Source organism: Tsukamurella ocularis, assembly GCF_024807615.1.
Lineage (GTDB): Bacteria > Actinomycetota > Actinomycetes > Mycobacteriales > Mycobacteriaceae > Tsukamurella > Tsukamurella ocularis.
The window spans coordinates 638,469-659,503 of record NZ_JANUCJ010000001.1 but is presented as its reverse complement, the minus strand read 5'-3'; the positions used below and the strand labels follow the sequence as shown (position 1 = coordinate 659,503).

The window sequence follows — 21,035 nt, the reverse complement described above, 5'->3', positions numbered from 1 at the left end:
CTGATGACCATCCACGGCATCGTCGCCTATCCCGTCACGCCGTTCACGGCGGGCGGTCGCATCGACCACACAGCGCTGCACGCGATCATCGACCGACTGCTCGACGGAGGCGCGTCCGCCGTCGCGCCGCTCGGGAGTACCGGCGAAGCGGCCTACTTGGACCTCACTGAATGGACCGAGACGGCCGCGAGCACCATTCGCCACGTCGCCGGTCGCGCTCCGACGGTGGTCGGTGTCTCGGACCTGACCACTGACGGTGCGGTCCGCCGTGCACGGATCGCGGAGTCCCTCGGCGCGGATGCGATCATGGCGCTGCCGGTCTCGTACTGGCGATTGACCGAGCTCGAGGTGCAGCGCCATTTCGAGTCGATCGCCGGGGCCGTGCGCATTCCCGTCATGGTCTACAACAACCCCGCCACGGCGGGTATCGATCTCGCCCCGGAACAGCTCTGGGAATTGGTGCGCGACGTCGAGAACATCACGATGGTCAAGGAATCGACCGGAGACGTCGAGCGGATGCATCGCCTCCGCGAGCTCAGTGGTGGTTCGCTCCCGTTCTTCAACGGCAGCAACCCGCTCGCTCTCGAGGCCTTCCGGGCGGGCGCGGCGGGATGGTGTACCGCTGCACCGTGTCTGATCCCCGAGCAGATCGCGGCGTTCCACGCCGCAGTCGTGGACGGTGATATCTCCACCGCCGAGGGGGTTTTCGCTCGGATCGAGCCGCTCCTGCAGTTCATCGTGGCGCGCGGCCTGCCGACGACGGTGAAGGCCGGGCTCGCTCGAACGGGGATTCCAGCCGGTACGCCCCGTCGGCCGCTCCTAGAACTGGACGGCGACGAGGCCGCGACGCTGGTGCGATTGATCGAATCCGCGCGGGGGTGAGGGCAGCGATCGTCGCTGACGCGACTGCGCAGATCCTCAGGCGTGCGCGCGGCCGAGGACCAGTGGCGACGTCGGGATCGGCACCCACGCGGGCGCCAGCATCCTGTCTTCGACCGTCGTTACGGCGAAGCCGGCCCCGCTGATGAGCCCGACGGCGTCGCGATGCGCGTGGCAGTTCCCGAACAGCCGCGGCCAGACGGTGGCGTCGGCCGCCTTCTGCAGGCCCTCCAGCATCCCGCCGCGCGCGGCGACGTGCTCGAGGAAGCGGAGCTCGCCGTCGGGCCGCAGGAACCCGCGGACCTGCCGGACCGCGCCCTCCGGATCGGGCAGCGAGCACAGGACCAGGCTGAAGACGACGGCGTCGAAGGGCGTAGCGGCGACGTACTCGTCGAGCCGCTCGGGCCGCACCTCGATGCGCGTGTCGGCGCCCTGCGCGGCCTCCGAGCGCAGGGCGTCCTCGGGCTCCAGCGCGACCACCGTCGTGACCTCCGGCGGGTAAAGCGCGAAGTTCGTGCCGGTGCCCGCGCCCACCTCCAGGACCCGGCCCGACAGCCCGGCCAGGTTGCGTCGCCGCAGCTCGGTCAGCAGTGGCGGCTCGTTGCGCACCAGCCGCGGCCATATCTTCACGAAGAACGAATCGCCCATGCTCCATCAGTACCGCATGGCGACGTCCGCGGCGGCGTTCCGATGGATGCGGGTACAGGGCTCGCGGCGGCGCCTGGTAAACCCAATGGAATGACCACCCCGAAGGTATCCGCGCAGTTCGCCCGCAGCGGCGGCGGCTTCGATTCGCTGCCCGCCGCGGAGGGCCGCTGGGCGCCCGGCACCCTGTCAGGGCCGGCGATCGCGGGCCTGCTCGCGCAGGTCCTCGACTCCGAGTTCGGAGAGGGCCTCGTCGGAACCCGCTGGCACTGCGACATGTTCCGCATGGTCCGCTCGGGCCACGTCGACGTGCGCACCCGCCTGGTCCGCTCGGGCCGTCGCATCCGCGTCGCGGAAGCGGAGATCATCCAGAACGACAAGACCGTCGTCCGGGCCGCTGTCACCTTCTACCACCGGGCCCCGCAGCCCGACGGTGTCGTCTGGTCCGATCCGCACCTGCCCGCCCCGCCTCCACCCGGCGCCCCGCGGCTCGCGATGGCAGGCGGCAGCGGGGAGTACGTCTCGTCGGACACCCCGGAGCGCTGGGCTACGGCCGAGCGCAAGCGCGTCTGGACCCGCGGGTGGCGCGTTCTCGACGGCGAGGAGACGACGCCCTTCGCCCGCGCCGCGATGGTCTCCGACTGCACCAACCTGGTGACCGGCATGGGCACCGGCGGCGTCGAGACCATCAATGGCGACGTCTCCATGGCCATCGCCCGCGCCCCCCGCGGCGACGAGATCGGCCTGGAGGCGGACCAGTTCGTCATCGTCGACGGCATCAGCATCTCCTCGGCCAGCATGTTCGACCGCGAGGGCCGGTTCGGTGTCTGCACGGTCACCGGGATCGCCACCGGCTCCGCCGTTCACGGGCCCACGTCGTCATGAGCGTCGTCGTCAGCCGGCGCGGACCGGTCACCGTCGTGGAGATCGACCGCCCCGCCGTGCGCAACGCCGTCGACCGCGCCACCGCCGAGGCCCTCGCCGAGGCCTTCCGCGCCTTCGACACCGACCCGGACGCCTCCGTCGCCGTGTTGCACGGGCGGGGTGGGATCTTCTGCGCAGGAGCCGATCTCAAGGCCGTCGCCGCCGGTACCCCGAACCGCGTGGAGCCTGACGGGGACGCGCCGATGGGCATCTCGCGGATGCGGCTGAGTAAGCCGGTCATCGCCGCGATCGAGGGGCACGCCGTGGCCGGCGGCCTCGAACTCGCCATCTGGGCGGACCTGCGGGTCGCGGCCACCGACGCGGTTCTCGGCGTCTTCTGCCGCCGCTGGGGAGTGCCCCTCATCGACGGCGGCACCGTGCGACTGCCCCGGCTCATCGGCGCGAGCCGCGCGATGGACCTCATCCTCACTGGGCGCCCCGTCGACGCGGTCGAGGCCGAGGCGATCGGCCTGGTCAACCGCACCGTCGAACCCGGAACGGCCCTGGAGGCCGCCGTCGAGCTCGGACAGCAGCTCGCTGGATTCCCGCAGACCTGCCTGCGCAACGATCGCCTGTCGATGCTCGACGGGGAAGCGGAGTCCGAGGCCGAGGCCCTCGCGATCGAGTACCGGTACGGGCTCGCCTCCCTCGCAGACGGCGCCGTCGCGGGCGCCACCCGATTCTCCGACGGTGCGGGGCGGCACGGCGCGTTCCGCGACGAATAACCTGTGCGACAGCCGAATCGTCGGGTAACGGACACGCGACGGTCACCTGCAATTAGTCACACCGGTCACAGCCGCCACCTACTGTGCAGGTGAACGGTCCACCTAGGGTCAAGCGGGTGGGTCGTCGAGAGCCGCACCGCGGCGCATTGCCGCACACCCGATTGCGGCGGAAAGTAGGGAACACCATGGGGCTCGCCGGCGTCCGCAGCGAACTCGACGATCTCACCACCCAGCTCACGACCATCGCCGCGTCCATCGGCCGCACCGGCGATGACCTCCAGATCGATGCCCGCAGCCTGCACGAGACCGGCTCGTGCGACGCGGTCAACTCCATCGCCCGCCGCCTCGACGACCAGGGGCTGCAGCTGCGGCGACTGCAGGCGCGCATCACGAAGGTGGTCGACTCGCTCGCCTGATCAGCCCCTGCCGATCCGCATCGCGGCCAGCCACGCGCGGAAGTCCGCGTAGGCGGCGGTGAGCTCGTCCGCCGGCCAGTCCGCCGGCCGCAGCTCCGGCGGGAGCAGCGGATCCCGGTAGAGGTGCCGTACCACCGAGACCATGGTCAGGAAGCGTGCCTGCCCGTCGTCGCCGACGTCGGCGATCGCTCCCAGCAGCGCATGCCCGTGCCGGGACCATTCCGGTAGATCCCACAGCGTGCTCGCCAGGTCGACGGGGTCGTCGTCCGGCCGTGCGGTGAAGCGCGTGGTCACCTGCCGCACTGTCGCCGGGAACGTGCGGTCCAGGTTCGCGGGCCGCATCCAGACGCCCTCGCGTAGTTCGGAGAGCCGCAGCCTGGTCATCTCCGTGCGCAGCTCGGCGCGGTCGGAGGCGCTGCGTCCGCTGGTCGTCACGATCGCCGTCTCCCAGGTCCCGTCCCAGGGCAGCGTCGCGGGGGAGTCCGTGCGCGCCTGGCGCTGGGCGAGACGGTCCGACAGCGCGTAGAGCCCGCCGTCGCGGACCAGATCACCGGCGGACACCATGCGAGACATCGCCGCTCGCGTCGTGGATTCGGAGACCCCGAACAGCCGCATCGCGGCGACTATCTCGCGACCCTCCAGCTCCGGCGGGTGCGCGCCCAACAGCAGGCTCAGCACGGCCGAGCGTGCCGAGACCGTGGAGGTGAGGGGCGTGGACATCGGCGTCGACGCTACACCGCGGTGGCGTGGTCGCCGGGTCAGCAGCGTGCCCGACGGGACGCGCTCGCGGAGCTGCGGTGGGATGGGGGCTGAGGGTGCTGCGTCGTCGTGACTCTCGGATTCCGTCCGGCTCGGACGGGGCGCCGCGCGGGACGGCGCTGCGCCCGGCCTCATGCGCGACGGCTCCTCGGGCCGACTCCTCGGGCCGCCCGATGAGCGAGCGTCGGCAGTCGATCGGTTGGCTCCGCATGTGGGTTTCGCGGTTCAGGTTGCCGGGTGCCGTCGCCCCAGTCTCCGTCGTTCCCCGCGGGGCAACGCTCAGCTCGTCCGAATGCTCCAGGCGTGAAGACGGCGCAGTGTCCGAATCGGACAGATTCCGAGAGTGGCGTGAACGCCAGAGGCAAGGGCGCGGCCCCGCGCTCCCTCGCGGCCCGTCGGGCGGTCGGGTGGGTCCGCCGCGCACGAGCTTATTGCGAATCTGGTGCGACTGTTCGGAATATGCAACACTAGGAGGTACGGCCCGGAGGGGCCGCGCACCGTCGAACGAAGGAGCAGGCGTGCCCACCCACGAAGTGACCAACCAGGTGCCACCACTGCTCGGCTTCAACACCGCCGAAACCCCGATGATCGACGACGCGCTGCGACGCGCCCACGTCGACGCGGCGCAGCTCGATGCGATCCACGCGCTCGGTGTGCTCGGCGGCACGGCTGAGGCGCTCGAGTGGGGCGATCTCGCCGAGGCGCACCCGCCCGTCCTGAAGACTCACGACCGGTACGGCAACCGCGTCGACGAGGTGGTCTACGACCCCGCCTACCACCGGCTCATGCAGGTCGCCGTCGAGCACGGCCTGCACGCCGCGCCGTGGGCCGACACCGACCCGAACGCGCACCTGGTGCGCGCTGCCAAGTTCAGCGTGTGGGGTCACGTCGACGCTGGGCACGGCTGCCCGATCTCCATGACCTACGCCGTGGTGCCGGCGCTGCGCGCCAATGCCGGGCTCGCGGCGCAATACGAGCCGCTGCTCACCGCCACCGAGTACGACTTCGGCCTGCGGGCACCCCTGAGCAAGCGCGGCCTCATCGCCGGCATGTCGATGACGGAGAAGCAGGGCGGCTCCGACGTCCGGGCCAACACCACGCGCGCAATCCCGCAATCCGATGGGACGTACCGGATCACAGGCCACAAGTGGTTCACCTCCGCGCCCATGTCGGACCTGTTCCTCACGCTCGCGCAGACCGAGTCCGGCGTCTCCTGCTTCTTCATCCCGCGCGTGCTGCCCGACGGGACGCGCAACGTCTTCGCCCTGCAGCGGCTGAAGGACAAGCTCGGCAACCACTCCAATGCCAGCAGTGAGGTCGAGTACGACGACACCGTCGGCTGGCTGGTCGGCGAGGAGGGCCGCGGTGTTCGAACCATCGTTGAGATGGTCAACATGACCCGCCTCGACTGCGTGCTCGGCACCGCCACCGGCATGCGCGCCGGGCTCGCGCAGGCCGCGCACCACGCCGCGCATCGCACGGCCTTCGGCGCCGACCTCATCGACCAGCCGCTCATGCGCAACGTGCTCGCCGACCTCGCCGTCGAGGCCGAGGGCGCCACCACCGCCGGGCTCTGGCTCGCGGGCCTCACCGACCGGTCCGTCGCCGGCGACGAGGACGCGTCCCTGCTGCGCCGGATCGCCCTCGCCGTCACCAAGTACCACGTCTGCAAGCGCGGCCCCATCCACGCCGCCGAGGCTCTGGAGTGCTTGGGCGGCAACGGCTACATCGAGGACTCGCGGATGCCGCGGCTGTACCGCGAGGCACCGCTGCTCTCGGTCTGGGAGGGCTCCGGCAACGTCGCCGCCCTCGACGTGCTGCGCGCGATGGCCCGCGAGCCGCAGGCCGTCGCTGCCTTCTTCGCCGAGCTCGACGCCGCCGCGGGCGCCGACTCGTTCTACGACGAGGCCGTCGCGAAGCTCAAAGGCTCCTTCGGCGCGCTGGACCTCACCGACCAGGTCGCGCTGCAGTTCGGTGCGCGCCGCCTCGTCGGCGACATGGCGGCCGCGCTGCAGGGTTCGCTTCTCGTGCGCTTCGGGCATCCGGCCGTCGCGGACGCCTACACCCGCACCCGCCTTGCCGGCGATCGCGGCGATGTCTTCGGCACCCTCCCACAGGGGGTCGACACCGCGGCGATCCTCGATCGCGCGACGCCCAAGATCGGCTGACGCGCGATTGTCGCAGAATGGGTGCGGATGCACATCCGCACCCGAAATGCGTCAGCGCACCCCGCACGCCGGGTGCGACCGGGCGAAACGGGTGCGGATGCGCATCCGCACCCGAAGCGCCCACACTGTGCCGGCGTGACGACGGTCAGTTCCCTGGAGGCTCCGGCGCCGGCGTCTCCACCGGGCCGCCGCCCCGGCCGCCTGCGCCGGGGATGGTGAACTGGCCGAAGCCAGGGATCGTGATCGTGGTGCCGCCCGGCCCCGTCTGCACGCCCGGCGCGGACGGGTTCGACGGTGCCGGCGCGATCCCGTTCGACAGGTTCAGCGTGATCGTCGAGCCGGGCTGGCTGAATCCCGACGGCGACGTCGAGACGACGGTGCCGTTCGCCGCGGAGTTGTTGACCCATGCCACCGTTGTCTTGAAGCCGGCTGCCTCGACGCGGGACTTCGCCGCCGCCTGCGTGAGCCCGATGACGTTCGGGATCTTGCCCGGGCCGAAGCCGTCCTTGTACTTCGGATCCACGGGCGGCAGGGAGACCGGGCCGTAGATCGTCGAGATCGGCTTGAGCGCGGTGTACCACGCCGTCGCCGGCTCGTTGCCGCCGTAGACGTTGCCGTCGCCGCACGGACGCAGCGGGCTGGTGCAGATGGGCCCGGGGGAGTTGCCATCGTTGTAGACGTAGCTGGCACCGGCGTACTGGTTCGTGTACGCGAGGAAGGCCGACGAACGGAAGGTCTCCGTGGTGCCGGTCTTGCCCGAGAGCGGCAGCGTCCAGCCGGCGCGCGAGGCCGCCGCGGCCGAGGTGCCCGCGCCGCGATCGTCCGCGCTGAGCGCGTTGGCGAGGGTGTTCGCGAGGCCCTTCTCGATGACCTGCTCGCACTTCTCCGACTTGAAGGGCACCGGCGTGGTCTCCGGCTTACCGTCGGGCCCGACGGTCTGGATGCCGTCGCTGTTGCGCTTGGGCTGCGTGATCGACTGGATCGGATTCGCGGGGCACCAGACGCCGCCAGAGGCCAGTGTGGCTGAGACGTTGGTCAGCTCCAGCGCGTTGACCGCGGTCGGGCCGAGCGTGAACGACGCGAGGTTCTGCTTCTTGAACATGTCGGCGAGGCTGTCGGTGCCGAAGCCCGAGCTGCCGGGCTGGGTGTACGAGCGCAGACCGAGCTTGACCGCCATGTCGACGACCGGGGTCACGCCCACCTGCTCGATCAGCTTGATGAACGGGGTGTTCGGGGATGTGGCGAGCGCCTGCGTCAGCGACATCGAGTACGGGTACGGGCCGGCGTTCTTCACGCAGTAGGAGTCCGACGGACAACCGGCGTAGCCACCGTGGCCCATGCCCTTGACCTGCACCGTGGACGGGACCGTCACGTTGGTGTCCAGGCCCATGCCCTTCTCCATCGCCGCCGCGACGGTGAAGATCTTGAACGTCGAGCCCGCACCGTCACCGACTTGGGCGAAGGGCTCGGGCTGGACGGTCTGCCGCTTGCCGACGTCCAGGCCGTAGACCCGCGAGGAGTTCATCGCGACGATGTCGTGCGAGTTCTCGCCCGGCTTGATCACGTTCATGACCTGCGCGACGTTCGACAGCGTCGGGCTGGCGGTGGCGTTGAGGGCGGCCTGCACGGAGTCCTGCACCCGCGGGTCCAGCGTGGTGCGGATCGTGTACCCGCCGCGCATCACCGTCTCCTTCGGGATGCCCGCTTCCGAGAGGTACTGCAGCACGTAGTCGCAGAAGTAGCCGCGGTTCGCGACCGCGGAGATGCAGCCGCCAGGGAGGGTGTTGGGGCGCGGCAGCACGCCGAGCGGCGTCCGCTTCGCGGCCTCGTACTCCGCCGCCTTGTCCGGGAAGTTCGCGACGAGGGTGTCGAGCACCGTGTTGCGCCGCTCGATCACGCCCTGCGCGTTGGCGTACGGATTGAGCGACGAGCTCGACTGCACCATCCCGGCGAGCATCGCCGACTCCTGGATGTTCAGCTGCGCGGCGCGCTTGCCGAAGTAGGTCTGCGCGGCCACCTCGATGCCGTAGGCGCCGTTGCCGAAGGGGACCAGGTTGAGGTATCGGGCCAGGATTTGCTCCTTGGCGATCACTTTGGCCCGGGCGTCGTCGACCCCGTGCTCCTGCTTGGCACGCTCGGTGAGCGTGCGCTCGAGGGTGAGCGCCATGCGCACCTCGCGGAGCTTGCGCGCCGGGGTGGTGGCGACCGCCGCCCGCCGGTCGGCGTCCGACTTCGCGAGGACCAGCAGCTGGTAGTTCTTGATGTACTGCTGATCGAGGGTGGACGCGCCCTGCTGCACCTCGCCGGCCGACTGGTTCTTGAGGAAGGCGCGCACGGTGCCCTGGTAGTCGACGCCGTCGTGCTCCATGAAGCGCTTGTCCTCGATCGAGATGATCGAGCGCACCATGTCGGGCGAGATCTGATCGAACGGGACCTGTATGCGGCGCTGGTCGTAGAGGTAGGCCATGGGCGCACCCGTGGCGTCGGTGACCGTCGTGACCTCCGGGACCTGGCCCTCCAGCAGCTCGGAACTGATGTTGTCGACGGTGTCCGCGGCCCGGTTCGAGATCAGGCCGAGCCCGCCGATGTAGGGGAACAGGACGCCGGCGACCAGCAGTCCGGCCAGCAGGATGCAGCCGGCCAGCTTCGCGATCACTCCGGGTTTCGACACGGTCACCAGGATACGTGCCGACCCGCTGTGAAACCCGGTCCCGACGCGCCGACCAGGTGATCGGTACGGGCGTGCTGGATTTCTTGGACCACTGTTCGATTTCCCTCGGCCCTCGACTTGTGTCCGTCGTGTGATTCAGGTAACACTATTGCAGACGATGTGGCGAACACCTCGATTGGCCCCCTGCACACCTCCGGGATGGGCCGTCGCCGGTCCGGGCCGCACCACGGGAAAGGGGAGTCACATGACAAGTGCACGCGTTCTGGTCGACGACGAGGATCGCCTGGTTTGGGTTTCCAAGGCCAAGTGTCGCGAGGTCGATCCCGACGAGTTGTTCGTCCGCGGCGCCGCGCAGCGCAAGGTCGCGACCATTTGTCGTCACTGCCCCGTCCAGCTCGAGTGCGGCGCCGATGCGCTCGACAGCCGCGTCGAGTTCGGCGTCTGGGGCGGCATGACCGAGCGTCAGCGCCGCGCCCTCCTGCGGCAGCACCCCGAGGTCACCAGCTGGCGTTCCTTCTTCGAAGCCCAGCGCGACCGCAAGCGCGTTGCCGCGGGCTGATTCCCCGGCTCCCGTCCGGGAGAGACCAGGGCCTCGTACCGTTCGACGGTGCGGGGCCCTTTCGTTTGTCCAGCTACAGATTTCGTCGTGGGGAGCAGACCGGGCTCAAGGCCCGACGATCTGCTCGGCGACGGCCTGCAGTGCCTCGAGGTTCGCCACCTCGAACGGGAGTGAGGGCACCCCGACCACCGGCACCGTCGGGCAGCGACCGACGAAGGTGCCGAGCACCTGCACTTCCCGCGCCGCGATCTCCGCGCGCCAGGCGTGCACCCGAAGCAGGCCCTCCGCCGTGCGGGCGGCACCGTCGGACCCGAGACGGCTCGCGGCCTCCCGGGCCTGCTCCGTGCCGATCGCCGCCAGGCCAGGATGGGTGCGGTTGACGATCAGCCCGGCCAGTGGCATCGACTCGCCGGCGAGCCGCTCCACGAAGTAGGTGGCCTCGCGCAGCGTGTCCTCCTCGGGCGAGGCGACCACCACGAATCGGGTGCTGGGGCGGGCAAGGAGTGCATAGGTCTGGTTGGCGCGCTCCTGGAAGCCGCCGATCAGGGAATCCATCTGCGAGACGAACGTCGAAGCGTCCGAGAGCATCTGGCTACCCACGATCGTGGACACGAGCTTCAACGCGATGCCCATGCCGCCGGAGACGAGCCGGCCGATGCCGCGGGTGGGGCCCGCGATCAGGCCCATCAGGCGCGAGTCCAGCATCGAGCCGAAGCGCTTCGGGGCGTCCAGGAAGTCGAGGGCGTTGCGCGACGGCGGGGTGTCGACCACCACGAGGTCCCAGCGGTCGTCGGCGGTGAGCTGGCCCAGCTTCTCCATCGCCATGTACTCCTGCGTGCCGGAGAACGACGAGGCCACCGTCTGGTAAAACGGGTTCGCCAGGATCTCCTGCGCCCGAACGGGATCGGCGTTGGAGGTGACCATCTCGTCGAAGGTCCGCTTCATGTCGAGCATCATGGCGTGCAGCGTCCCGTCGCCCGGGACGGCGACGGCCTGCGGCTCATTCGTCAGATCCGCGACGCCCAGCGCCTGCGCCAGCCGGCGCGCAGGGTCGATCGTCAGGACCACGACCCGGCGGCCGTGCTCCGCCGCCCACAGCGCCATCGCCGCGGCCGTCGTCGTCTTGCCCACGCCACCGCTGCCGCAGCACACGACCACGCGCGTGCCCGGATCCAGGAGCTGCGGCCCGAGCTTCAGGTCGATCATCGGACCCCCGCCTCGACCAGGTCGCCCGACAGTTCGCGGACGCCGTTCAGGTCTACGCCGCCGGTGAGCAGCGGCAGCTCCAGTCGGCCCGGAGCGTCGATCGCGTCCAGGTCGGCACGCGCCTCGTCCTGCCCGCGCACCGTCCGCGCGAACTGGATGGTCTCGGTGAGCAGGCCGGCCAGGTCATCGTCGGAGAGCGGCAGCCCGGCACCGTCGAGCGCGGCCCGCACGGCCGGCCCGTCCACGGCCCCGTCGGCGGCGGCGTCGAGCTCCGCGTCGGAGAGCAACGGCGGCAGCGAGCGGTTCACGATCACGGCGCCGACCTTGAGGTCCAGCGCGTGCAGCTCCTTGACGGCCTCCGCGGTCTCCTGGATCGGCAGCGACTCGAGCAGCGTCACCAGGTGCACGACGGTGTCGGGCGAGTGCAGCAGGCGCACCACGCGGTCGGCCTGGCCGGCGATCGGCCCTGCTTTCGCGATCTCCTTCATCGCCCGCGTGACGTCGAGGAACTTCCCGATCCGGCCCGTGGGAGGGGCGTCCACCACGATCGCGTCGTAGGTGTAGCGGCCGTCGCGCGCGCGGCGCTGGGTGCACTCCATGATCTTGCCGGTGATGAGGATGTCCTTGAGGCCCGGCGCGAGCGTTGTCGCGAACTCGATGGCGCCGATCGATTTGAGCGCCCGAGCCGCGAGGCCCATGCCGTAGTTCGTCTTGAGGTAGTCGAGGAAGGTCGCCTCGACATCCATGGACAGCGCGTGGATCTCCCCGCCGCCGTCGGCCGTCGCGATCCGAGTCTCGGTCGGGGGCAGCTCGCCCACCTCGAACGTCGGGGCGATCCCGCCACGACCCTCCACCTCGATGAGCAGGACCTTCTTGCCGCCGGAGGCGAGGGCCAGGGCCAGCGCCGCGGCCACCGTCGATTTGCCGGTGCCGCCCTTGCCGGACACGAAGTGCAGCCGGGACTCCCGCAGCCCTTCCGGCCAGGTCGTCCCCGCGTCCTGCGCGACCCCGCCGGAGTCCGCCTCACTCACCACCACGTTCGGAGCATATCCATACCTCTGGACACGACCGGGCCGTTAACGTGAACCTTCACCGGCAATGCGACCGAGAACACGTTCTCCGGCGGCGTCGGGATCGCGCCTGTCGCGCCGCGCCCGCGGTGGATAGGGTGATGCCATGAGCGAGAAGACCACCTGGGAGTACGCCACCATCCCGCTGTTGACCCACGCCACCAAGCAGATCCTCGACACCTGGGGCTCCGACGGCTGGGAGCTCGTCACCGTGCTCCCCGGCCCGACCGGGGAGCAGCACGTCGCGTACATGAAGCGGGCCACGTCGTGACCGCCTCCGCGCGCCTCGCCGAACTGGGTATCGTCCTGCCCGACGTGGTGCCTCCGCTCGCCGCGTACGTCCCGGCCACGCAGGTCGGTGACTTCGTCTACACCTCCGGCCAGCTGCCGATGCGCGACGGCGAGCTCGTGGCGCAGGGCAAGGTCAGCGAGAACCGCGAGGGCATCGTCCACCTCGAGGACGCGCAGTTCGCGGCCCGGCAGTGCGCGCTGAACGCGCTCGCGGCGATCCATGCGCTCGTGGGCATCGACTCGGTCAAGCGCATCGTCAAGGTCACCGGCTACGTGGCCTCCGCGCCCGGGTTCTCCAACCAGGCGCAAGTTCTCAACGGCGCGTCGCTGCTGCTCGGCGAGGTCTTCGGCGACGCGGGCGTGCACGTCCGGTCGGCCGTCGGCGTCGCGGAGCTTCCGCTCGGCGCCCCCGTCGAGGTCGAGCTCACGGTCCAGGTATGACCGAGCACCCGGCAGATTCCCACCCGGGCCACCCGCTGCCGGGGAAGCTACGGCAGGTCACCCCTTACGCGGCGGTGCTGCTCTGCGACAACCCGTCGGTGATGACGCTCGAGGGCACCAACACCTGGATCCTGCGCGCGCCGGGCCGCGAGGAGGCCGTCGTCGTCGACCCCGGGCCCAAGGGCGACAAGAAGCACCTGAAGCGGGTCGCCAAGGCGGCAGGCACGGTCGCCCTGACCCTGGTGACGCACCGCCATGCCGACCACACCGGCGGCCTCAAGCGCTGGGAGGAGCTCACCCGCAGCCCCATCCGCGCCTTCTCCCCGACGTACTGCATCAACACCGCGACGCCGCTCACCGGCGGCGAAGTCATCGAGGTCGCGGGCCTGCGGATCACGGTGCTCCACACCCCGGGGCACACGGCCGACTCGCTGAGCTTCCTGGTCGACGGTGCCGGGGGCGAGCCCGGCGCACTGGTCTCGGGCGACACCATCCTGGGCCGCGGCACGACGGTGCTCGACGCGAGCGACGGCACCCTCGCCGACTACCTCGGCTCGTTGAAGACGCTGTCGACGGTGGCCGCCGGCCGTGTCCTGCTGCCCGGCCACGGCCCCGACCTGCCCGACGCGGCGCCCGTGGTCGCCGCGTACGCCGCGCACCGTCAGGACCGGCTGCAGCAGGTCCGCGACGGGCTCACGGCGATGGGCGTGAGCGCCGCCGACGCCAAGCCGATGAAGGTCGTCAAACACGTCTACCGCGACGTCGACAAGAAGGCCTGGCCCGCGGCGAAGATGTCCGTGAAGGTCCAGCTGCAGTACCTCGCCGAGCACGGCTGACCGTCGAACGAGAAGAGCCTCCCCGATCGTCGTCTCGGGGAGGCTCTTCTCGTACAGGACTAACGGGCTCGGCGTGCCAGACGCTCGGAGTCGGTGATGACCACGGACTTGCCCTCCAGGCGGAGCCAGCCGCGGTGCGCGAAGTCAGCCAGGGCCTTGTTCACGGTCTCACGGGAGGCGCCGACGAGCTGCGCGATCTCCTCCTGCGTGAGGTCGTGCGTCACCCGCAGTGCGCCGTTCTCGTGCGTGCCGAAGCGCTGCGCGAGCTGCAGCAGCTGCTTAGCGACGCGGCCGGGGACGTCGGTGAAGATGAGATCGGCCAGGTTGTTGTTGGTGCGGCGCAGGCGGCGGGCCAGCACGCGCAGCAGCTGCTCCGCGATCTCGGGCCGGTCCCGGATCCACGCGCGCAGGGCCTCGCGGTCCATCGTCATCGCGCGGACCTCGGTGATGCAGGTCGCGCTCGACGTGCGGGGGCCCGGGTCGAAGATCGACATCTCACCGAACATGTCCGACGGGCCCATCACCGACAGCAGGTTCTCGCGGCCGTCAGGGGAGCGACGGCCCAACTTCACCTTGCCGGACAGGATGATGTACAGCCGGTCACCGGGCTCGCCCTCGTTGAAGATGACGTGCCCACGGGGGTAGTCGACCTCGTGCAGATCCTTGGTGAGCGCATCGACCGCGCCCGGCTCGACACCCTGAAAAATGCCGGCCCGCGCCAGGACCTCGTCCACGGGGTACCTCGTTCCTTGATCGACGACCGTCGCAGGCGGACATCGCCGCGACCTGAAGTGTGAGTTTATGCAGCGTTCCGTGCGGATGTGGGAAATCGCACAGACGGCTACTGGAAAGGTTACCCGTTCGCATATCGAAGGGCACGCCGGCGTTCCGCATTCGGGCCGCTCGGGCCCTCCCAGTACGCCTCCGGGTCAGCTGGCGCGGCGCTCCGCTCCACCGTCGAGGTCGAGGCTGTCCACGGCCTTGGGAAGGCCGATCCGCGCCAGCGTCTCGACGTCGGGGGCCTCGTCGTCGCTGGTGGCGGCAGGCGCGACGGGCTCGGCCGTCACGCGCGTCTCGATCCGCTCCATGGCCAGGGCGAAGAGCATCAGTACCACCGGGAACAGCAACCCGAGCAATCCTTGCATGCCGGACAGTAAACACAGCCAAGGTCTCGATACGGCAACGAACGAGCCACGTCGCCGTCGTTAGAATCGGTTCCCATGCCCCCGCAGCCGGAAACCCACCTCGGACTGGTGCGCCGTGCCCGGCGGATGAATCGGACACTCGCCACCGCTTTCCCCCACGTGTACTGCGAACTCGACTTCACCGATCCGCTCGAGCTGTCGGTGGCCACGATCCTGTCCGCACAGTGCACCGACGTGCGCGTGAATCAAGTCACACCGGCTCTGTTCGCGCGCTACCGGACGGCCGCCGACTACGCCGGCGCGAACCGAGCGGAGCTGGAGGAGTACATCCGCTCGACGGGCTTCTACCGCAACAAGGCCACGTCGATCATGGGGCTCGGCCAGGCCCTCGTTGACCGCTTCGACGGCGAGGTTCCGCGCACCATGAAGGAGCTGGTGACGTTGCCCGGCTTCGGTCGTAAGACCGCCAACGTGATCCTCGGCAACGCCTTCGACGTCCCCGGCATCACCGTCGACACGCACTTCTCACGGCTCGTGCACCGCTGGGAGTGGACGGAGGAGAACGACCCGGTGAAGATCGAGCACGCCGCCGGCGAGCTGATCCCACGCAAGGAATGGACCCTGCTGAGCCACCGCGTGATCTTCCACGGCCGCCGCGTCTGCCACGCCCGCAAGCCCGCGTGCGGCGTCTGCGTGCTCGCCAAGGACTGTCCCTCGTTCGGGACCGGGCCGATCGACCCCGCCGAGGCCGCCGACCTCGTCAAGGGGCCGGAGCGCGACCACCTGCTCGAGATCGCGCCGCCCCCGCCGCGGCGCCGGCGCGTCCAGCCGGAGGCCGCCCGGTGACCGAGCCTGAGAAGCCCGACGCCGGGCGTGAGCCCGCGCCCCTGCTGCCGGGCGAGCGGAGCCGCATCCCCGCAGGCGTGCGCTGGCTCATCGTCTGCGGGATCGTCGCCGTCGCCCTGGCTGTGGCCATCTGGCCACGCGGGAACGACGGTGCCGCGGCCCCGACCACGCCGGCGGCAGCACCGTCGACCAGTGCGAGTCCCGGCCAGCTGGCGGACGCGCGGACCCGGGCGGCCCTGCCGCCCTGTCCCGCGGGCATCGGTGCGACCGCACTCAACGGAAGGAACCTCACCTGCCTCGGCGACGGTGCCCCCGTCGATCTGGCGGTTCCGGGCAACAAGCCGGTCCTGCTCAACGTCTGGGCCTGGTGGTGCGGGCCGTGCCGCGTCGAGCTGCCCGTGCTCGCCGACGTCGCGGCGCGTGCCGGCGACCGGCTGACGGTGCTCGGCGTGCACGCCGACCCCAACGCGGTCGCGGGCCTGGACCTGCTGGCCGAGCTCAAGGTCGCGTTGCCCACCGTGCAGGATCCGCAGGGCGTCGTCGCGACGGCCCTCGGCGCGCCGCGGGCCTACCCCGTGACCGTTCTGTTGCGTTCCGATGGCACTGTGGCCGGTGTGCACGCCCAACCCTTCACATCCGTCGACGAGGTGTCCGCCCTGTTGCGGACCGAGCTCGGGGTGACCCTGTGAGCGCGCCGCGGTGGCTGGACCCGCTGCTCGGGAATCTCGGCGGGATCGCGGGCGAGATCGAGCAGCGCGGCGGCGCCGTCGCCGCCCTGCAGCGCGTGCGGAACCCGCGTCGCGCATCCGTGCTCATCCTGTTCGACGGTGACCCGAGCGCTTCCGGCGCCACGCCGCCCGGGGACGCGACGGTGTTGCTCACCCAGCGCGCCTCCGCGATGCGGCAGCACGCGGGGCAGGTCGCCTTCCCCGGCGGCGCCCGCGACCCCGAGGACGCCGACGACGTGGCCGTCGCGCTGCGCGAGGCGTGGGAGGAGACGGGCCTCGACCCCGATTCGGTCGAGATCGTCGCCGAACTGGACCCGATCGAGGTGCCCGTCTCGGGCTTCCGCGTGGTCCCCGTCATCGGATACGCGGCGAGCCCGCCCGAGGTCCGCGCGGTCGACCCCGGCGAGACGGCGCTGGTGCGGCGGGTACCGCTGGCCGAGCTCATCGACCCTGCGCACAGGTTCATGGTGCGCAAGTCCTTCTACCGCGGCCCGGCCTTCGCGGCCGGCCCGATGCTGGTGTGGGGCTTCACCGGCGGCCTCGTGAACGCGCTGATCGGCGCCGCGGGCTGGGAGCAGCCCTGGGACACCGAGGACGTGCGGCCGCTCACCGACGAGGTGCGCGCCGCGGCCGCCCGCGCCCAGACCTGGCAGGAGAGCGCTCGATGACCGGTTCGACCTGGGTCGACGTGATCGTCGTCGTCCTCATGATCCTGGCTGCGATCTCCGGCTACCGGCAAGGTGCCGCCGCGTCCGTGCTCGCCTTCATCGGCGTGGTGCTCGGCGCCGCCGCCGGCGTCCTGCTCGCCCCGCACGTCCTCGACTCGGTCGACGACGCCAAGGGCCGGGTCCTCCTCGGCGTGGGCCTGCTGGCCGGCCTGGTGATCATCGGCGAGCTGTCCGGCATGGTGCTGGGGCGCGCGGTGCGCAGCTCGATCCGCAGCACCGGGCTGCGGACCGTGGACTCCGGCGTCGGCGCCGTCGTACAGGTCGGCGCGCTGCTCGTCGCGGCCTGGCTGGTGGCGATCCCGCTCACCTCGGCGGCCGCGCCGCAGGTCTCCCGCTCCGTCAACGGCTCGGTGGTGCTCGGCGCCGTCAACGACTTCTCGAAGGTGGTCGGTGCTGACGGCCTACCGCAGAAGTTCTCCGCGATCATCGACGATTCCGGTTTACCGCAGGCGCTCGGCCCGTTCGTGAACACCCCGGTCGTCAGCGTCGAGACGCCCGACCGCGTCGACTTCACCGACCCGGTGGTGCAGCGCGTCCGTCCGTCCGTGGTGCGCGTCGACGGCCAGGCGCCGTCGTGCAGCCGCGCCCTCGAGGGCTCGGGATTCGTGGCGGCGCCGGGCAGGGTGGTCACCAACGCGCACGTGGTCGCGGGCACCCGCAGCGTGCAGGTCACCGTCGACGGAACCAAGAAGTACAGCGCGCAGGTCGTCTACTTCGACGCGCAGACCGACGTCGCGGTGCTGAACGTGCCGGGCCTGCAGGCGAAGCCGCTGCGGATCGTCTTCAACGGCGCCAAGCCCGGCGATCCCGGCTTCGTGCTCGGCTACCCCGGCGGTGGGCCGCTGACGCTGTCGTCGTCGCGGGTGCGCAGCCAGCAGACCCTCGAAGGCCGCAACATCTACCGCGACGCGCAGGTCCGCCGCGACGTCTACCTGCTCCGCGGCCAGGTGCGGCCCGGCAACTCGGGCGGCCCTGTCTTCGACCGCGAGGGCAACGTGGTGGGAGTGATCTTCGGCGTGGCCGTCGACGACGCCGACACCGCCTTCGCCCTCACCGCCAAGCAGGTCGAGCCGGCGCTGCAATCGGGCGCCACCGCCACCGCAGGCGTCTCGACGGGGGCCTGCGTCAACCGGTAGGCCGCGTCGCGCCGCCCTGCCGGCGGCACCGTCGGGCGCGAAGAGGTCAGGTGAGCAGGCGGGGCCCGGGCAGGCCCGCCAGGAAGTCCACGAGTTGCGGCCCGACGGTGCCGGGAGCCTCTTCGTGCGCGTAGTGCCCGGCGTTCTCGACGGCGCGGACGCGGTAGTCGGTCGCCCAGTCGTGGCTGGAGTAGACGGGCTGCGGCAGCACATACGGGTCGACCTCGCCGCGGAAGGCGAGCACCGGGATGTGCAGCCGCTGGTTCATGCTGCTGAGGAACCGCGCCCCGTCGGGGCGGAACTGGCTGCGCCACGCCCAGCGGGCGTACTCGAGGGCGCTGTGCGCTGTGCCGGGGATCTGGATGGCGTTGCGGTAGCGCGGGAGGGCGTCGGCGTAGTCGGCGCTGCGCCGCCAGGTCGCGCCGCTGCGGGCGGCGTACACGGCGCCGATCTCGGCACCGTCGTCCCGGACCATGCGGTCCTCCGCGACGCGGGGAAGCTGCGCGAAGGTGATGGGTCCGAGCATCGCCGAGCGCTGCTCCTTGTTGCGCAGCGCGGAGCGCTTGAGCGCGATCGGGTGCGGGGACGAGATGACCGCGATCGCGGAGACCACCCGCGGGTGCAGGGTGGCGGTGGCCCAGCAGCCGAGGCCGCCCTCGCCGTGCCCGACGAGCGCCGCCGACGTGTGGCCGAGCGCCCGAACGAGCCCGGCGACGTCGCCGGAGAGGGTCCAGCCGTCGTAGCCGCGCGGCGGCTTGTCGCTGTCTCCGTAGCCGCGCAGGTCGAAGGCGACGGCCCGGTAGCCGGCGTCGTGCAGCTGCGGCAGCACGTGCCGCCAGCTCCACCAAAAGCCGCCGAATCCGTGCATCAGCACCACGAGCTGTCGGTCCTGGACGGGTTCGGTGCCCTCGGGCCGGTACTCGACGGCGTGCAGCCGGATGCCGTTGGCGCGCACGTCGAGGTGCTCCCACGGGCCGGGGAACCGGACGCTCGATGGATCGGGAGTGGTCACCGGTGGTGCCTCAGGGTCGTGCCCTTAGCGTCGCGCGACGGTCGACGGTGCGCCCGCCGCCTCGCGCTCTCCGGCGGAGAGCAGGGACTGCGACTCCTTGAGCGAGGCGATCGTCTTCTGCGGGCCCTTGATGCGCTTGACCTTGAGGTAGCCGAGGAACGCCGCGGCACCGGCCACGAGCAACATGAGGATGAAGACGATGAGCGACGCGGCCCACATCGGCAGCCACACGTTGAGCAGCCAGGTGAGGAAGAAGAAGAAGAAGAACGACGAGTACAGGGCCACGACGCCCGCGATGGCGAAGAAAGCCGAGCCGGTGGCCGCCTTCTTGACGTCCCGCATGGTCTCGGCCTTGGCGAGCTCGACCTCGGCGCGGACCAGCGAGGAGACCTGCGTCGAGGCGTCACGGACGAGACTGCCGATCGTCGGATCGCCGGAGGCGGTCACGTTGGGATCGGTGAGCGGGATCGCGGAGAGCGTCCGCGGGGTCCCGCCGGTGGGTGTGCTGTCCAAGCTCACTTGGTCCTCCTCTAGTTATCAGTCATCGTGCCAGAGGTCACCCCGGCGTGTCCGCGCGACCACGACGTGTCGACCTCTGCGCCGCGCGCACGGCCAGTCACCTGGCCTCGTGCACCCTCCCACGCCGCATGAGCAACAACGCCCCGATCACCGACGCCGCGACCGACGTGAGCAGGACCGCCGCCTTGGCGAGATCGGCCTCGCCCTCGGGCAGCGCGAGCTCCGCGACGAGGAGGCTTACCGTGAAGCCGATCGCGCCGAGCACGCTGAGCGCCAGGATGTCCCGGTTGTCGAGGCCCTCGGGGCGCTCCGCCAGTCGCAGCTTGACCGCGATCACGCTGGCGCCCGAGATGCCGATGATCTTGCCGAAGAACAGGCCGATCATGATGCCCAACGCCAGCTCGTCGGTGAACAGCTCGCGGAAGACCTCGCCGTTCACGGCGACGCCGGAGGCGAAGAAGGCGAACACCGGCACGCAGAACAGGGCCGAGACCGGCTGGATCCGGTGCTCGAGTCGTTCCGCGGGCGACTCGTGCTCGCCCCGGTCCGGCTTCACGCGGGTCAGCAGGCCCAGCGCGACGCCCGCGATCGTCGCGTGCACGCCCGACTGGAGCATGGCGACCCACACGACGATCGCGATGGGCACGTAGTAGAGGGGCGTGGTGATCCGACGGTGCTGCCCGAACCAGTAGAGCGCGCTGCCGACGGCGGCGACGGCCAGCCACCCGACCTTGAGGTCGCCTGCGAAGAGCACGGCGATCACCGCGATGGCGATGAGGTCGTCGACCACCGCCAGGCCGAGCAGGAAGACCCGCGCCCCCGACGGGAGGCGGGAGCCGATGAGCGACAGGATGCCGAGGGCGAAGGCGATGTCGGTGGCGATGGGCACGGCCCAGGCACTGCCGATGTACGGGTTGTCGCGGGCGATGCCGAACGCGATGATCGCGGGCACCACCACGCCGCCGACCGCGCACAACACCGGCAGGGCGGCGCCGCGCACGGTCGACAGCTCGCCGACGACGAGTTCGCGTTTGAGCTCCAGGCCGGCGACGAAGAAGAAGATCGCGAGCAGCCCGTCCTTGGCCCAGTCGGCCAGCGTCAGCCGGAGGTGAAGGGACTGTCCGAAGATCGTCCAGTCGTCGCTGCCGATCTTGATCTCGGCGAGGTGGGCGTAGCCTTCCGACCAGGACGAGTTGGCCCACAGAAGCGCGATCGCCGCCGCAACGAGAAGGGCTGTGCCGCCGACGGTCTCGGTGCGCAGGAAGCGGATCAACGCCCGTGAGGCCCGGAACCGGGGCGGTGCGTCGTTCATCGGTCGACCGTACCGCAGG

At 70.8% G+C, this 21,035-nt stretch carries 23 protein-coding genes; 13 read left to right on the top strand and 10 right to left on the bottom strand.

Annotation, left to right across the window (positions count from 1 at the left end; all coding sequences use genetic code 11):
- The first annotated feature begins 3 nt into the window (after positions 1 to 3).
- Positions 4 to 882, top strand: a complete 879-nt coding sequence (locus HNP44_RS03295; RefSeq protein ID WP_259141474.1) for a dihydrodipicolinate synthase family protein — start codon at positions 4 to 6, stop codon at positions 880 to 882.
- A gap of 36 nt (positions 883 to 918) precedes the next feature.
- Here HNP44_RS03295 and HNP44_RS03290 read toward each other — a convergent pair whose 3' ends face one another.
- A complete protein-coding gene (locus HNP44_RS03290) occupies positions 919 to 1,527 on the bottom strand; it encodes a class I SAM-dependent methyltransferase (RefSeq protein WP_259141475.1) in 609 nt (202 codons plus the stop codon).
- 90 nt (positions 1,528 to 1,617) lie between these two features.
- On the opposite strand from HNP44_RS03290, the gene HNP44_RS03285 reads away from it, so the two are divergent.
- The 3 genes from HNP44_RS03285 (at position 1,618) to HNP44_RS03275 (ending at position 3,589) form a co-directional block, all read left to right on the top strand.
- Positions 1,618 to 2,409: a thioesterase family protein gene (locus HNP44_RS03285; protein ID WP_259141476.1), complete on the top strand. Its 792-nt coding sequence runs from the start codon at positions 1,618 to 1,620 to the stop codon at positions 2,407 to 2,409.
- The gene (locus HNP44_RS03280) at positions 2,406 to 3,173 is read left to right on the top strand and encodes a crotonase/enoyl-CoA hydratase family protein (RefSeq protein WP_259141477.1); all 768 of its coding nucleotides are present in this window, start codon (positions 2,406 to 2,408) and stop codon (positions 3,171 to 3,173) included. The genes HNP44_RS03285 and HNP44_RS03280 overlap by 4 nt, the downstream gene beginning before the upstream one ends.
- 185 nt (positions 3,174 to 3,358) lie before the next feature.
- Positions 3,359 to 3,589: a hypothetical protein gene (locus tag HNP44_RS03275; RefSeq protein WP_224648277.1), complete on the top strand. Its 231-nt coding sequence runs from the start codon at positions 3,359 to 3,361 to the stop codon at positions 3,587 to 3,589.
- Here HNP44_RS03275 and HNP44_RS03270 read toward each other — a convergent pair whose 3' ends face one another.
- Positions 3,590 to 4,309 carry a PaaX family transcriptional regulator gene (locus HNP44_RS03270; protein WP_259141478.1) on the bottom strand — a complete coding sequence of 240 codons (720 nt, stop codon included), beginning with the start codon at positions 4,307 to 4,309 and terminating at the stop codon, positions 3,590 to 3,592. It abuts the gene before it with no gap.
- A 557-nt stretch (positions 4,310 to 4,866) separates the two neighbouring features.
- Here HNP44_RS03270 and HNP44_RS03265 point away from each other — a divergent pair.
- Positions 4,867 to 6,516, top strand: a complete 1,650-nt coding sequence (locus HNP44_RS03265; RefSeq protein WP_259141479.1) for an acyl-CoA dehydrogenase family protein — start codon at positions 4,867 to 4,869, stop codon at positions 6,514 to 6,516.
- 145 nt (positions 6,517 to 6,661) lie between these two features.
- Here HNP44_RS03265 and HNP44_RS03260 read toward each other — a convergent pair whose 3' ends face one another.
- A complete protein-coding gene (locus HNP44_RS03260; protein WP_259141480.1) occupies positions 6,662 to 9,187 on the bottom strand; it encodes a penicillin-binding protein in 2,526 nt (841 codons plus the stop codon).
- A gap of 244 nt (positions 9,188 to 9,431) precedes the next feature.
- Here HNP44_RS03260 and HNP44_RS03255 point away from each other — a divergent pair, with 244 nt between their 5' ends.
- On the top strand, positions 9,432 to 9,746 hold the full coding sequence (locus HNP44_RS03255) for a WhiB family transcriptional regulator (RefSeq protein WP_224650628.1): 315 nt from the start codon (positions 9,432 to 9,434) through the stop codon (positions 9,744 to 9,746).
- Positions 9,747 to 9,851: 105 nt separating this feature from the next.
- On the opposite strand, the gene HNP44_RS03250 is transcribed toward HNP44_RS03255, so the two are convergent.
- Positions 9,852 to 10,952: an ArsA family ATPase gene (locus HNP44_RS03250; protein ID WP_259141481.1), complete on the bottom strand. Its 1,101-nt coding sequence runs from the start codon at positions 10,950 to 10,952 to the stop codon at positions 9,852 to 9,854.
- The gene (locus tag HNP44_RS03245) at positions 10,949 to 11,989 is read right to left on the bottom strand and encodes an ArsA family ATPase (RefSeq protein ID WP_374758724.1); all 1,041 of its coding nucleotides are present in this window, start codon (positions 11,987 to 11,989) and stop codon (positions 10,949 to 10,951) included. The genes HNP44_RS03250 and HNP44_RS03245 overlap by 4 nt, the downstream gene beginning before the upstream one ends.
- A 139-nt stretch (positions 11,990 to 12,128) precedes the next feature.
- Between HNP44_RS03245 and HNP44_RS03240 the strand changes: the two genes are divergently transcribed.
- Genes HNP44_RS03240 through HNP44_RS03230 form a run of 3 tightly spaced genes read left to right on the top strand, consistent with a single transcriptional unit; the run spans position 12,129 to position 13,590 of the window.
- Positions 12,129 to 12,293 carry a DUF4177 domain-containing protein gene (locus HNP44_RS03240; RefSeq protein WP_259141482.1) on the top strand — a complete coding sequence of 55 codons (165 nt, stop codon included), beginning with the start codon at positions 12,129 to 12,131 and terminating at the stop codon, positions 12,291 to 12,293.
- Positions 12,290 to 12,754 carry a RidA family protein gene (locus tag HNP44_RS03235; RefSeq protein WP_259141483.1) on the top strand — a complete coding sequence of 155 codons (465 nt, stop codon included), beginning with the start codon at positions 12,290 to 12,292 and terminating at the stop codon, positions 12,752 to 12,754. The genes HNP44_RS03240 and HNP44_RS03235 overlap by 4 nt, the downstream gene beginning before the upstream one ends.
- Positions 12,751 to 13,590, top strand: a complete 840-nt coding sequence (locus HNP44_RS03230; RefSeq protein ID WP_259141484.1) for an MBL fold metallo-hydrolase — start codon at positions 12,751 to 12,753, stop codon at positions 13,588 to 13,590. Before HNP44_RS03235 ends, HNP44_RS03230 begins: the two co-directional genes overlap by 4 nt.
- 59 nt (positions 13,591 to 13,649) lie before the next feature.
- Here HNP44_RS03230 and HNP44_RS03225 read toward each other — a convergent pair whose 3' ends face one another.
- Positions 13,650 to 14,324 (bottom strand): Crp/Fnr family transcriptional regulator, encoded by a 675-nt coding sequence (locus tag HNP44_RS03225; protein WP_068523121.1) that lies wholly within the window; start codon positions 14,322 to 14,324, stop codon positions 13,650 to 13,652.
- Positions 14,325 to 14,519: 195 nt separating this feature from the next.
- Entirely contained in the window at positions 14,520 to 14,735 is a 216-nt protein-coding gene (locus HNP44_RS03220) for a hypothetical protein (RefSeq protein WP_259141485.1), read from the bottom strand.
- Between the two features lie 75 nt (positions 14,736 to 14,810).
- Between HNP44_RS03220 and nth the strand changes: the two genes are divergently transcribed.
- The 4 genes from nth to HNP44_RS03200 are packed head-to-tail and all read left to right on the top strand — an operon-like array spanning position 14,811 to position 18,173.
- A complete protein-coding gene (gene nth / locus HNP44_RS03215) occupies positions 14,811 to 15,581 on the top strand; it encodes an endonuclease III (RefSeq protein WP_259141486.1) in 771 nt (256 codons plus the stop codon).
- Positions 15,578 to 16,270, top strand: a complete 693-nt coding sequence (locus HNP44_RS03210; protein WP_259141487.1) for a TlpA family protein disulfide reductase — start codon at positions 15,578 to 15,580, stop codon at positions 16,268 to 16,270. The genes nth and HNP44_RS03210 overlap by 4 nt, the downstream gene beginning before the upstream one ends.
- Entirely contained in the window at positions 16,267 to 16,977 is a 711-nt protein-coding gene (locus HNP44_RS03205) for an NUDIX hydrolase (protein WP_259141488.1), read from the top strand. Before HNP44_RS03210 ends, HNP44_RS03205 begins: the two co-directional genes overlap by 4 nt.
- On the top strand, positions 16,974 to 18,173 hold the full coding sequence (locus tag HNP44_RS03200; protein WP_259141489.1) for a MarP family serine protease: 1,200 nt from the start codon (positions 16,974 to 16,976) through the stop codon (positions 18,171 to 18,173). Before HNP44_RS03205 ends, HNP44_RS03200 begins: the two co-directional genes overlap by 4 nt.
- A gap of 46 nt (positions 18,174 to 18,219) precedes the next feature.
- Here the strand turns inward: HNP44_RS03200 and HNP44_RS03195 are convergent, their stop codons facing one another.
- The 3 genes from HNP44_RS03195 to nhaA all read right to left on the bottom strand — a co-directional run bounded on the left by HNP44_RS03195 (position 18,220) and on the right by nhaA (position 21,016).
- Positions 18,220 to 19,185, bottom strand: a complete 966-nt coding sequence (locus tag HNP44_RS03195) for an alpha/beta fold hydrolase (protein ID WP_259141490.1) — start codon at positions 19,183 to 19,185, stop codon at positions 18,220 to 18,222.
- A gap of 24 nt (positions 19,186 to 19,209) precedes the next feature.
- Positions 19,210 to 19,704, bottom strand: coding sequence for a phage holin family protein (locus HNP44_RS03190; protein WP_259141491.1), 495 nt, complete (start codon positions 19,702 to 19,704; stop codon positions 19,210 to 19,212).
- Positions 19,705 to 19,801: 97 nt separating this feature from the next.
- Positions 19,802 to 21,016, bottom strand: a complete 1,215-nt coding sequence (gene nhaA, locus HNP44_RS03185; RefSeq protein WP_259141492.1) for a Na+/H+ antiporter NhaA — start codon at positions 21,014 to 21,016, stop codon at positions 19,802 to 19,804.
- Positions 21,017 to 21,035: the final 19 nt, after the last annotated feature.

Excerpts from the sequence above, each read along its gene's own strand:
- HNP44_RS03290 (WP_259141475.1), bottom strand. The coding sequence starts at position 1,527 with ATGGGCGATTCGTTCTTCGTGAAGATATGGCCGCGGCTGGTGCGCAAC.
- HNP44_RS03230 (WP_259141484.1), top strand. The coding sequence starts at position 12,751 with ATGACCGAGCACCCGGCAGATTCCCACCCGGGCCACCCGCTGCCGGGG.
- HNP44_RS03220 (WP_259141485.1), bottom strand. The coding sequence starts at position 14,735 with ATGCAAGGATTGCTCGGGTTGCTGTTCCCGGTGGTACTGATGCTCTTC.
- HNP44_RS03270 (WP_259141478.1), bottom strand. The coding sequence starts at position 4,309 with ATGTCCACGCCCCTCACCTCCACGGTCTCGGCACGCTCGGCCGTGCTG.
- HNP44_RS03285 (WP_259141476.1), top strand. The coding sequence starts at position 1,618 with ATGACCACCCCGAAGGTATCCGCGCAGTTCGCCCGCAGCGGCGGCGGC.
- nth (WP_259141486.1), top strand. The coding sequence starts at position 14,811 with ATGCCCCCGCAGCCGGAAACCCACCTCGGACTGGTGCGCCGTGCCCGG.
- HNP44_RS03200 (WP_259141489.1), top strand. The coding sequence starts at position 16,974 with ATGACCGGTTCGACCTGGGTCGACGTGATCGTCGTCGTCCTCATGATC.
- HNP44_RS03295 (WP_259141474.1), top strand. The coding sequence starts at position 4 with ATGACCATCCACGGCATCGTCGCCTATCCCGTCACGCCGTTCACGGCG.
- HNP44_RS03280 (WP_259141477.1), top strand. The coding sequence starts at position 2,406 with ATGAGCGTCGTCGTCAGCCGGCGCGGACCGGTCACCGTCGTGGAGATC.
- HNP44_RS03275 (WP_224648277.1), top strand. The coding sequence starts at position 3,359 with ATGGGGCTCGCCGGCGTCCGCAGCGAACTCGACGATCTCACCACCCAG.
- HNP44_RS03255 (WP_224650628.1), top strand. The coding sequence starts at position 9,432 with ATGACAAGTGCACGCGTTCTGGTCGACGACGAGGATCGCCTGGTTTGG.
- HNP44_RS03250 (WP_259141481.1), bottom strand. The coding sequence starts at position 10,952 with ATGATCGACCTGAAGCTCGGGCCGCAGCTCCTGGATCCGGGCACGCGC.
- HNP44_RS03240 (WP_259141482.1), top strand. The coding sequence starts at position 12,129 with ATGAGCGAGAAGACCACCTGGGAGTACGCCACCATCCCGCTGTTGACC.
- nhaA (WP_259141492.1), bottom strand. The coding sequence starts at position 21,016 with ATGAACGACGCACCGCCCCGGTTCCGGGCCTCACGGGCGTTGATCCGC.